Origin of the sequence: Erwinia sp., from assembly GCF_049696395.1 — a bacterium.
In the GTDB taxonomy this organism is placed as follows: Bacteria; Pseudomonadota; Gammaproteobacteria; order Enterobacterales; family Enterobacteriaceae; genus Erwinia.
The window spans coordinates 18648-29930 of record NZ_JBAVTT010000093.1 but is presented as its reverse complement, the minus strand read 5'-3'; the positions used below and the strand labels follow the sequence as shown (position 1 = coordinate 29930).

Here is an 11283-nt window from a genome sequence, read left to right as displayed (position 1 = left end):
ATCTGAACGGTGATTTGGCTGCCGGTGCACCGAATATCCTCAACGTCAGCTTTAATTATGTCGACGGTGAGTCCCTGATTATGACGCTGAAAGATCTCGCGCTCTCTTCAGGTTCTGCCTGCACCTCTGCCAGCCTTGAACCTTCGTATGTCCTGCGGGCGCTGGGGCTGAACGCCGAGCTGGCACACAGTTCACTGCGTTTCTCATTAGGCCGTTTTACTACGGAACAAGAAATCGACTATGCCATTCAACTGGTACAGAAATCGATTGGCCGCCTGCGTGAGCTTTCCCCGGACTGGAAAGCATTCAAAGCTGACAGCCAGACTTTTACAACTCCTCGTTGAATTAGCTGATCTTTCCCCGCAATATCGGCCAACGGACTGAGGCTTTTTTCAGTCCGTTGGCTCTCATTTCTGTAAGTCTGATTAGACGAACGCAAATAAAGGTTTATTGTAGTGACCGACCGTTTTTAAGGACGGACCACATAATAAACTCATGAAGGAGCCATGCGATGACAACCACACCTATGAAAATAACACTGTCAACGGCAGCGGCGGACGCACGGTGGGGCGAAAAAGCGACCCTGACCAGCAACGACAGTGGCATGACCATTCATCTGACCGGCAGCGATGTGCTGGCAACCATTCAGCGCGCAGCGCGCAAAATTGATGCTCAGGGCATCCGTCATGTCAGCCTGAGCGGCGACTGGGATTTGGAAAAAAGTTGGGCATTCTGGCAGGGTTACCGTGGGCCTAAAGGGCAGCGTACCGTTGAATGGGCCACGCTGAATGACAGCGATCGGGCGGAATTCGACAACCGCATGAAGATCATCAACTGGGTACGCGACACCATTAACCTTCCTGCTGAAGACCTGAGCCCTGAGCAACTGGCTCAGCGTGCTGTTGATCTGCTTTGCGGCGCAGGCAACGATAAAGTCAGCTATCGCATTACCAAAGGTGAAGATCTGCGTAAGCAAGGTTACATGGGCTTGCACACTGTTGGCCGCGGATCTACCCGCAGCCCGGCGTTACTGGCGCTGGATTACAACCCAACCGGTGATGAGAATGCGCCAGTGTTCGCTTGTCTGGTGGGCAAGGGCATTACCTTTGATACCGGCGGTTACAGCCTGAAGCCTAGCGGGTCAATGGACTCCATGAAGTCAGATATGGGCGGGGCAGCCACGCTGACCGGTTCTCTGGCGCTGGCAATCAGCCGTGGTCTGGCTAAACGCGTCAAACTCTACCTTTGCTGTGCGGACAATATGGTCAGCGGCAATGCCTTCCGTCTGGGTGACATCATCACCTACCGTAACGGCAAAACCGTGGAAGTGATGAACACCGATGCGGAAGGGCGTCTGGTGCTGGCTGATGGCCTGATTGATGCCAGCGAGCAAAATCCAGAACTGCTGATAGATGCGGCAACCCTGACCGGCGCGGCTAAAACAGCGCTGGGCAATGATTACCATGCGTTATTCAGCTTTGATGATGAGCTGGCTCAGTCGCTGCTCAGCAGTGCAACCGGAGAGAACGAGCCGTTCTGGCGTCTGCCGCTGGCTGAGTTCCATCGTGGTTACCTGCCCTCCAACTTTGCCGATCTGAACAACATTGCTGCGCCTTCCCACACTGCCGGGGCCAGCTCCGCCGCTGCGTTCCTGTCACATTTTGTGAAGAACTATCAACAGGGCTGGCTGCACATTGACTGTTCTGCCACTTACCGCAAAGGCGCTGTCGATCAGTGGTCTGCTGGGGCCACAGGTTTAGGCGTGCGTACCGTAGCGAACATGCTGCTGAAATAGCAGTTGAAACAGATATAGGCAGCATATTGTCAGCAAGGGCGGGAGATCCCCGCTCTTTTTTTGGAAGCGGACCGAACCGATGAATGAAACCAATCAGCGCCTTGAAGAGGTGTTAAAACTGGCAGCCACTGAGCCTGCTCATCGCCCTGAATTTTTCACCTTGCTGCTGGAATCCAGCGTCTGGGTGCCAGGGGAAAGCCCGGAACAACAGGCTGTTACCTCTGAGTCACAGGTTGATCTGCAGCACTGGGAAAAGGACGACGGGACCAGCATCATTCCATTTTTTACCTCGGTAGAAGCGATGGAGCAGGCGGTTACTGAAGAACAGCCGTTTCTGGTGATGCCAGTGCGCACGTTGTTTGAAATGACGGTGGGAGAAACGCTGTTTCTTAACCCGAAGCTCCCGTCAGGCAAAGAGTTCTCTCCTCGGGAAATTACCAGCCTGTTAGGTGACGGTGCCAATGCGCTCAGTCAGCAGACCGTGCTGGAAGGCGGAACTTCGCTGTTGCTGTCTGAGATTGCCGAGCCGCCAGCGCAAATGATTGATTCCCTGACCCAGCTGTTTGCAAAATATAAGCAGGTTCGCCGTGCTTATGTAGCGCATATCAAAGAGGCGGCAGAGGATCAGCCAAACCTGTTGATTGGTATCGAAGCTGACAGCGATATCGAAGCGATTATTCAGGCCGCGGGCAGTGTGGCAACGGATACGCTGCTGGAAGATGAGCCGGTGGATATTTGCGAAGTGGTGGAAAACGACAAAGGGATCAGCCACTTTTTCACCGCCCATATCACCCCGTTCTATGAACGTAAGTGGGGCAGCTTCCTGCGCCAGTTCAAGGCGACCAATAAGCCGGCATAGTGTCAGAAAGGCGGGGATTGAACCCGCCTTTTTTACGCCTGCTGTCAGCCCACGGCAATGGGCAGGTCATCACGGCTTCCCCATTCTCCCCAGGAACCGTCATAGAGCTTAACGTTCTCAACGCCAAGCGTGGTAAGGGCCAGAATCACCACCACCGCGGTAACACCGGAACCACAGCTGGTGATTATCGGCTGGGTGAGGTCGACACCTTGCTGACTGAAAATCTCTTTAAGCGCCTTTGATGACTTCAGCTGACCTTCTTCTACCAGCGAATTCCATGGCACGTTCAGGCTGTTAGGGATACGACCACGGTGCAGGCCAGGGCGAGGTTCATCCACTTCCCCTCTGAAACGATTGGCTGCCCGCGCATCCACAATCTGTGCGCCGCCTTCATGGCTGATCAGCAGCACATCGGTAAGGCGTTTCACCAGTTTGCTGTCGAAATGCGCCTCGAACTCCGCTTCTGGCAGTTCAACTTCTCCTTGTTCCATCGCATAGTCAGCGTCTTCCCAGCCTTTCAATCCACCAGCAAGGATCGACACCTTAGCCACGCCAAACTCGCGCAGCATCCACCAGGCGCGCGGGGCAGAAAAGAGGTTTCCTTCATCATAAACCACCAGGTGCTTTTCGCTGTTCACACCGAGCTCACGCATGGCGACGGCAAAGGTTTCCGCCCTTGGCAGCATATGCGGATAAGCGCTGGTGTGGTCGGAAAGGGCTTCGATATCGAAGAAGGGCGCGCCAGGCAGGTGTTTTGCCTGATATTCAGCCTTGATGTCCCGCTGGTTTTCCATGCCTGGCGGCAGCATACGTGCGTCTACAATTTGCAGGTCAGGATCCGAAAGGTGTTCTGCCAGCCAGTCGGCGGTAACAAAGAAAGAGGATGTCATAGCGGCCTCGCGTTGGGACAGGAAGTAAGATGAGATCCAGTGTAACGCGCTCTTTTTTCATCACAAGATGTTCCGCACTATCAGGATGATATTACGCAGAAATCTGAATGCAGCTCGCAATCCGGATGTCGTTAGCTGAGTGGCCCTGAATAACTTTGCGAAATGTTGCTAAAAGTGAAAATACAGGCTTTTTTTTGCCCCTGTAGAGGTCATACTGTGCTCCTTAATTCTCAGGTGCTGGCCATGGAGTCATGATGAACGTTAAACGAAAGGGATTATATCTAGCCGCTTTTTTCTCGCTGCTGATGTTGAGCGGTTGCGATCAAAAAGAAGAAACGTCATCAACACCGGCCAGCCAGAGCACGTCTGAAAAGGCTCCAGCCAGTAAACAGCCAGCATTGAGCGATGCCCAACGGGCTGCTGAAGCAAAACGTGATGCGGGTAAACCGTTAACGCTTATTGATGCTTCTGAAGTGCAGTTGGATGGGGCTGCCACGCTGGTACTGACCTTTTCTGTTCCGCTGGACGATCGGCAAAACTATGCCAACCAGTTACATCTGATTGATAGCAAAACCGGGGCTGTAGAAGGCGGATGGGAGCTTTCACCTTCCCGCAAAGAACTGCGTTTCCGCCATCTGGAACCCGCCCGCGAGCTGACTGTCTCCGTCGACAGCGGCCTGAAAGCCGCCAATGGCGCGGTGCTTGAACAGGCTTTTCAACAAAAGATCACCACGCGTGATGTGCAGCCGATGGTGGGTTTTGCCAGTAAGGGCTCGCTTCTGCCAACAAAGGTCACTCAGGGTCTGCCCGTTTTGGCGCTCAATATCAACACGATTGATGTCGATTTCTTCCGGGTAAAGCCCGCTTCACTGCCTTCGTTCCTGGCTTCCTGGCAATACAGCACCACGCTTTCCACCTGGCAGTCTCAGGATGTGCTGACCAAAGCCGATCTGGTTTACAGCGGCCGATTTGATCTCAATCCTCAGCGCAATACGCGTGAGAAAATGCTACTGCCGCTGAGCAGTATTACCGCATTAAAGCAGCCAGGCGTGTATCTGGCCGTGATGAAACAGGCAGGGTCGTATAACTACAGCAACCCAGCCACGCTGTTCACGCTCAGCGATATTGGCCTGTCTCTTCATCAATTCCCTGAAAAACTGGCGTTGTTCACTCAGAGTCTGGAGAACGGTGAGGCTCTGTCTGGCGCTAAGCTCTCGTTACTGGACGAAAAAGGGCGGGTACTGGCAGAAACAACCGCAGATGCGCAAGGCCATGCCGAATTTGCCAGGTTCCCGAAAGCCAAAATAGTGCTGGCAAATCTGGGTGAACAAACCACCTTATTGGATCTGGCTCGCCCGGCACTGGATCTGGCAGAGTTCGCTGTGGCTGGTCCGGAAGGGTATGACAAGCAGGTCTTTATCTTCAGCCCACGCGACTTGTATCGACCTGGGGAAACGGTCGTCATCAATGCGCTGATGCGTGATGCCGATGGCCAACCCCTTCCTCCTCAACCTGTCACGCTGGAAGTGGTGAAACCGGACGGTGAAGTTGCCCGCACGCTCGTCTGGCAGCCAGAAAATGGACTCTATCAATATCGCTACACTCTGCCGGAGTCTGCCAGCACAGGTAAATGGTCATTCCGTCTGAATACGGGCGACAACCGCAAACGCAGCTGGGCGTTTAGCGTAGAGGACTTCATGCCGGAACGGATGGCATTAACCCTTAAGAGCAGCCCACTTCCTCAAACAATGGAGGAGGATGCGGCGTTCCAGGTGAATGGTCGTTATCTGTATGGGGCGCCAGCAGCCGGAAATACGCTTCAGGGGCAGCTGTTCCTGCGACCACTGAGGGAAGCCGTAGCCAGCATGCCTGGCTATCAGTTTGGCGACATCAATGAATCGGAGGTGAAACGTACACTGGATGAAGTTGACCTCAAGCTGGATGCGCAAGGCAACAGCAGCGTGGTGGCCGAATCAAGCTGGAAAGAGGTGCATTCACCGCTGACGGTGATCTTACAGGCCAGCCTTCTTGAAGCGGGCGGCCGGCCGGTAACTCGCCGTGCAACTCAAGCGATCTGGCCTGCTGAAGTCTTACCGGGGATCCGTCCGCTGTTCGGTAACAAGGATGTTTACGACTACCGCAGTGACAGCTATCGCAGCCAGCCCATGGTGGAAGAGGGCAGTAACGCAGCCTTTGACCTGGTGTATGCCAACAGTCGTGGGCAGAAGCTGGCTGCCCAGCAGCTGGCTGTGCGATTAATCCACGAGCGCCGCGATTATTACTGGAGCTTCTCAGACAGTGAGGGCTGGCAGTCTCGTTACGATCAAAAAGATCTGGTTGAAGATGAACGTAGTGTCTCAATACCCGCCGGAGGCAGTGCTCGTGTCGACTATCCAGTGGACTGGGGATCTTACCGCCTTGAAGTGCGCGACCCGGAGAATAATGTGGTCAGCAGCGTACGCTTTTGGGCAGGGTACAGCTGGCAGGATAATACCGATGGTTCTGGCGCGTTGCGTCCCGATCAGGTCAAGCTGAAGCTCGATAAGCCGGCGTACAAGCCCGGTGAGAAGGCTAAAGTTCACGTTGAGTCTCCGGCGGCAGGTAAAGGCTATCTAATGGTGGAGTCCAGTAATGGACCACTCTGGTGGCAGGAGATTACGGTACCGGCAGGGGGGCTTGATGTTGACGTTCCGATTGATAATGCCTGGAAACGCCATGATTTGTACCTCAGTGCATTGGTGATCCGTCCGGGGGATAAGGCTCAGGCAAGCACGCCAAAACGCGCCGTGGGTTTATTGCATTTACCGCTGGCACAAGAAGATCGCCGTCTGACCCTCAGCCTGGATACTGCAGATAAAATTCGCCCGCAGCAGACACTGAAAGTGAAGGTGAAAGCGAGCGTTTCACAGGGGCAAGTGCCGCAAAAAATCACCGTTCTGCTCTCTGCAGTTGATAGCGGTGTTTTAAGCATCACCGATTACAAAACCCCCGATCCCTGGGAAGCCTTCTTTGGTCGCAAACGGTATAACGCCGATCAATATGATGTTTACGGTCAGCTCATTGAAGGGAGTGGCCGGTTGGCGGCATTGCGCTTTGGTGGCGATGGCGATGAGGAAGATCCGCTAACGCACGGCGGCCAAAAACCGGTAACTCACGTCAATATTGTTGCTCAGCAGCTGCAGGCCGTTACCCTTGATGCAAATGGCGAAGGCACACTTGAACTGCCAATCCCTGAGTTCAATGGTGAGTTGCGTCTGATGGCGCAGGCCTGGAGCGACAGCGATTTTGGTTCGGCAGAGAAAAAGGTGGTTGTAGCGGCACCCTTGGTCAGTGAACTTGCCACGCCTCGCTTTATGGCTGGTGGTGATCACGCCAGGCTGGCTATGGACCTCACTAACCTGACCCCGCAGCCGCAAACGTTGAACGTCGTGTTCAATGCTGGCGGATTGCTCAAGCTGGATGAGTCGCAAGCACAATCGGTGAACCTCAACGCTGGCGAACGCAAAACCTTATTCTTGCCGGTGACGGCCTTACCAGGATTTGGTGATGGCGAGATCAGTACTGAAGTGTCCGGGCTCTCCCTGCCTGGTGAAAAGAGTCAACCGCTTAAACAGCAATGGAAAATTAGCGTTCGTCCAGCCTATCCTGGGGTGACGCGCAGTTTTAGCAGCGTGCTGCATTCTGATGCCCCGTGGTCCTTGCCAGCAGATGCTTTGACCGGACTGGCACCAGAAACGCTGCAGGGACAGCTGGTGTTAAGTAATAAGCCACCGCTGAATATCGCTCGCTATATTTCCGAATTGTACGCGTACCCCTATGGCTGTCTGGAGCAGACAACCAGCGGGCTTTATCCTTCGCTGTTCACCAACCAATTACAGCTGAAGGCTTTGGGGATCAAGAGCAGCACCGATGCGGCGCGCAGGGCCTCCATCGATGTGGGCATCGACCGTCTGGCTGGGATGCAGCGTGCCAACGGCGGCTTTGGTTTGTGGAGCAAAGAGAGCCCGGAAGAGTTCTGGCTGACAGCGTACGTCACTGACTTCCTCGTGCGGGCAAACGAGTTGGGCTACGGCGTCGAAAAATCAGTGATTGAAAATGCTGACCAACGCTTGCTGCGCTATTTGCAGGATCCCACCCAGATTGAGGTTTACTACAGCCAGGACAGCAATGCCACACGCTTTAGCGTGCAGACTTATGCCGCGCTGGTGCTCGCCCGCCAGCAAAAAGCCCCTTTAGGCGCACTCCGCGCCTTATTCGACAAAAAAGATCAGGCTAAAACCGGGCTCTCACTGGTACAGCTGGGCGTGGCGTTGAAATTAATGGGTGATCAACCACGCGCCGATCAGGCCTTAAGTCTTGGACTGGCGACCTTGCGTAGCCAGAAAGAGAGCTGGTTGGGTGATTACGGCAGCGACATTCGCGATCAGGCTATGATCTATGTGTTGCTGTCCGACAATAAACTGCTGCCTCAGGAGCAGGACAAGTTACTGCTCGCTCTGACGCAAAATTTGAATGGTAAGCGCTGGCTGTCTACCCAGGAAAATAATGCGTTATTCCTGGTGGCCAAATCGCTTACAGAGGCTTCAGGATCTGCGTGGCAGGCCACATTGAATGGCAGTTCAGTCAGCGGCAAAGGGCCGGTGACCACGCCATTGAGCTTCCCTGAGCTGGCGGAAGGTGTTCAGTTACAGAGCACCACGGCTGATGCCCTCTACAGTCGGTTGGACGTTGTTGGCTACCCAACGACCAAGCCTGATCCTTACAACAATGTCCTGAATGTCACCCGACGTTATTTGGATCTTCAGGGGAAAGAGATTTCGCTGGCTAACCTGAAAAGTGGGGACTTGCTGTTGGTCAGCCTGAAGGTCTGGGCAGATCGCCGGGTGCCGGATGCACTGGTGGTAGATCTTCTGCCAGCAGGACTGGAGCTGGAAAACCAGAACCTGGCTAACAGCAGCGCCAGCCTGCAGGAGAGTGCTGCTGATGTGCAGGAATTGATGGGAGATATGCAGCAGGCTGATATCAAACACATTGAGTTCCGTGACGATCGCTTTGTCGCCGCGGTTGATGTTGATGGCTATCGTCCTGTTACCCTGCTTTATCTGGCAAGAGCCGTCACGCCAGGCCAGTACTTTATGCCGCCACCGCAGGTGGAGTCGATGTATGTTCCACAGTGGCGGGCGCTGGGTACTACGCCAGACAGCCTGACCATTCACTGAGTGACGTGTGCCCGGCTTAACGTCGGGCACCGCTGAACAATGAACAGGCTGTTGCGTTATGCTCGCTGGTTGATCGTTCCGATCGCTGTTTTTCTGTTGCTTCTGTTGGCGGATCGGCTGTGGCCATTACCCCTGAAAGAGCTGCAGCCAGCGCGAGTGGTGGTGGCCGAAGACGGAACGCCGCTTTGGCGCTTTGCCGATGCGCAAGGCGTCTGGCGGTATCCCGTCACCCCTGAAGATGTGTCCCCCGATTACCTGCAAGCTTTACTGACCTACGAAGATCGCTGGTTCTGGTATCACCCAGGTATTAATCCTTTCTCAGTTCTCCGTGCCGCGTGGCAGGATTTGCGTGGTGGGGAGATCATTTCGGGCGGCAGTACGCTTACCATGCAGGTTGCGCGTCTGATTGATCCTCACCCAAGAACCTTTTCCGGCAAGCTTTGGCAGGCATGGCGCGCGATGCAGCTGGAATGGCACCTGTCGAAGCGCGACATTCTGACCTTGTATCTGAATCGGGCTCCTTTTGGTGGCACGGTGGAAGGTGTGGGCGCTGCAAGCTGGACCTGGTTAGGTAAGCGACCTTCGCAGCTGACTAAAAGCGAAGCCGCGTTGCTTGCGGTATTGCCACAGGCGCCGAGTTGGCTTAGGCCGGACCGATGGCCAGAACGTGCACAGGCAGCCCGCAATAAGGTGCTTGAGCGAATGGTATTGCTGAATGTCTGGCCGAAACAGCAGGTTGAGGAGATTTATCAGGAACCGGTCTGGCTGGCCCCAAGGCAGATGCCGCAACTGGCGCCGTTGCTTTCCCGCCGTTTGCTGGCGATGTCGAGCCAGCAGAAAATCGTCTCGACTGTCGATGCCGCAATGCAGCGGCAAATCGAAGCGCTGGCGGCAGGATGGAAAAGTCAGTTACCGCCGCGCACCTCAATGGCAATTCTGGTGGTGGATCATGCCACGATGAAAGTTCGGGCTTACCTGGGTTCAGTCGATCTGGACGATGACAGCCGTTTCGGCCATGTGGACATGATCAGCAGCATTCGTTCGCCGGGCTCGGTGTTGAAACCTTTTGTCTATGGCATGGCGCTGGATCAAGGGCTGATTGCAGCAGAGTCGCTATTACAGGATGTCCCTCGTCGTTTTGGTGATTATCGGCCAGGTAATTTTGATACCGGCTTTCATGGTGCCGTTAGCGCCAGCGAAGCGTTGACTCGCTCGCTGAACTTGCCAGCGGTTCAGTTGCTGGAGGCTTTGGGGCCTAAATACCTCACCGCAGGATTGCGAAATGTGGGCCTGACGTTGCACTTCCCACCTGCAGCAGAACCTAACCTGTCATTAGTTCTGGGAGGGACAGGAGCCAGAATGGATCAGATTGTGGCGGCCTACAGCGCATTTGCCCGTAAAGGTATGGCGGCTGGATTACGTTTCATGCCTGAACAACCGCTGGTGGAACGACCGCTACTCTCTCCTGGCTCTGCATGGATAATCAGGCGGGTCCTGGCCGGGGAAGCGAAACCGCTGGCAGACAACCTTTTACCTGGCGTTGTCCCGCTGGCCGTAAAGACGGGAACCAGCTATGGCTACCGTGATGCCTGGGCAATCGGCGTTAATCCTCGTTATCTGATCGGCGTGTGGGTTGGCCGCCCGGATGGCACGCCCGTTGCCGGGCAATTCGGGTTTGCCAGCGCTGTTCCGGTGCTAAATCAAATCAATAATCTGCTGATGACTTTGCCGGTTTTTCGTGGCAACTGGCTGCCAGTCGATCCCCGTCCTGCAACGGTGAGCGCAGGTTCGCTTTGCTGGCCGGGAGGACAGGCTTTGCCAGAAGGCGACAGCAATTGTCGACAGCGCAAGCAAAGCTGGATTCTGGAGGGCACGTCACCGCCCACGTTGCTGGCAGAAGGACAGGAAAACCTTGCCGGGCTGCAGCAGCCGATATGGATAAATGCCGCTGGTCTGCGCGTGGCAGCTGATTGCCCGCAGGCAAAAGTGGGGAATGTGGTGCTGTGGCCTTTACCCCTTGAACCCTGGCTACCTCTGGCAGAGCGAAGACAACAGCGACTGCCTGCGGCGGATGCCCGCTGCCCGCCTCTTGATAACGGCAGTGCGGTTCCTCTGATTTTGACCGGGGTGCGCAGCGGTCAGTTGTTCCATCGGCTGCCAGGGAAAAGCCAGCTGGAAGTGAACGTCACTTCGCAGGGAGGCCGTGGTAATCAACGATGGTGGTTCCTGGACGGTGCGCCTCTTCAAAGTAAAAACGCTCAAAACAGCCTGGGATTAACGCTGGGTAAAGCCGGAAATTACCAGCTAACGGTGCTGGATGAAGGTGGACAAGTCGCCTCGGCAACTTTTACTGTGGAGTGATTCGGCTTTATTGAGATAAAACCGCTAATAAAATGTGGGTTTATAGATCGTATTTTTTTATTAAATTGTTGAATCTCCGATAGGCAAGGGCGGCGATGCCCCCTATAATCGGCGCCATTTTCCAGGCCGGGGAGCCTTTTCACCGGCCACACTCGACAT

The 11283-nt window shown here is 54.8% G+C and carries 6 protein-coding genes; 5 read left to right on the top strand and 1 reads right to left on the bottom strand.

Annotated elements, in window-relative coordinates:
- The 3 genes from WCC56_RS11460 to sseB form a co-directional block, all read left to right on the top strand.
- Nucleotides 1-344 (top strand): aminotransferase class V-fold PLP-dependent enzyme (locus WCC56_RS11460; RefSeq protein ID WP_424692493.1); only part of this gene is annotated, 344 nt, incomplete at its 5' end.
- 167 nt (nt 345-511) lie between these two features.
- Nucleotides 512-1795, top strand: a complete 1284-nt coding sequence (gene pepB, locus WCC56_RS11455) for an aminopeptidase PepB (protein WP_424692492.1) — start codon at nt 512-514, stop codon at nt 1793-1795.
- 79 nt (nt 1796-1874) lie between these two features.
- The gene (sseB, locus tag WCC56_RS11450; protein ID WP_424692491.1) at nt 1875-2654 is read left to right on the top strand and encodes an enhanced serine sensitivity protein SseB; all 780 of its coding nucleotides are present in this window, start codon (nt 1875-1877) and stop codon (nt 2652-2654) included.
- Nucleotides 2655-2698: 44 nt separating this feature from the next.
- On the opposite strand, the gene sseA is transcribed toward sseB, so the two are convergent.
- The gene (sseA, locus tag WCC56_RS11445; RefSeq protein WP_424692490.1) at nt 2699-3544 is read right to left on the bottom strand and encodes a 3-mercaptopyruvate sulfurtransferase; all 846 of its coding nucleotides are present in this window, start codon (nt 3542-3544) and stop codon (nt 2699-2701) included.
- Nucleotides 3545-3798: 254 nt separating this feature from the next.
- Here sseA and WCC56_RS11440 point away from each other — a divergent pair, with 254 nt between their 5' ends.
- Both WCC56_RS11440 and pbpC read left to right on the top strand, forming a co-directional pair.
- Entirely contained in the window at nt 3799-8763 is a 4965-nt protein-coding gene (locus WCC56_RS11440) for an alpha-2-macroglobulin family protein (RefSeq protein ID WP_424692489.1), read from the top strand.
- 39 nt (nt 8764-8802) lie between these two features.
- Nucleotides 8803-11124 carry a peptidoglycan glycosyltransferase PbpC gene (gene pbpC, locus WCC56_RS11435; RefSeq protein ID WP_424692488.1) on the top strand — a complete coding sequence of 774 codons (2322 nt, stop codon included), beginning with the start codon at nt 8803-8805 and terminating at the stop codon, nt 11122-11124.
- Nucleotides 11125-11283 lie beyond the last annotated feature (159 nt).

What these genes read in the sequence shown, in the direction of transcription:
- pepB (WP_424692492.1), top strand. Translation starts at nt 512, where the DNA reads ATGACAACCACACCTATGAAAATAACACTGTCAACGGCAGCGGCGGAC.
- sseB (WP_424692491.1), top strand. Translation starts at nt 1,875, where the DNA reads ATGAATGAAACCAATCAGCGCCTTGAAGAGGTGTTAAAACTGGCAGCC.
- sseA (WP_424692490.1), bottom strand. Translation starts at nt 3,544, where the DNA reads ATGACATCCTCTTTCTTTGTTACCGCCGACTGGCTGGCAGAACACCTT.
- WCC56_RS11440 (WP_424692489.1), top strand. Translation starts at nt 3,799, where the DNA reads ATGAACGTTAAACGAAAGGGATTATATCTAGCCGCTTTTTTCTCGCTG.
- pbpC (WP_424692488.1), top strand. Translation starts at nt 8,803, where the DNA reads ATGAACAGGCTGTTGCGTTATGCTCGCTGGTTGATCGTTCCGATCGCT.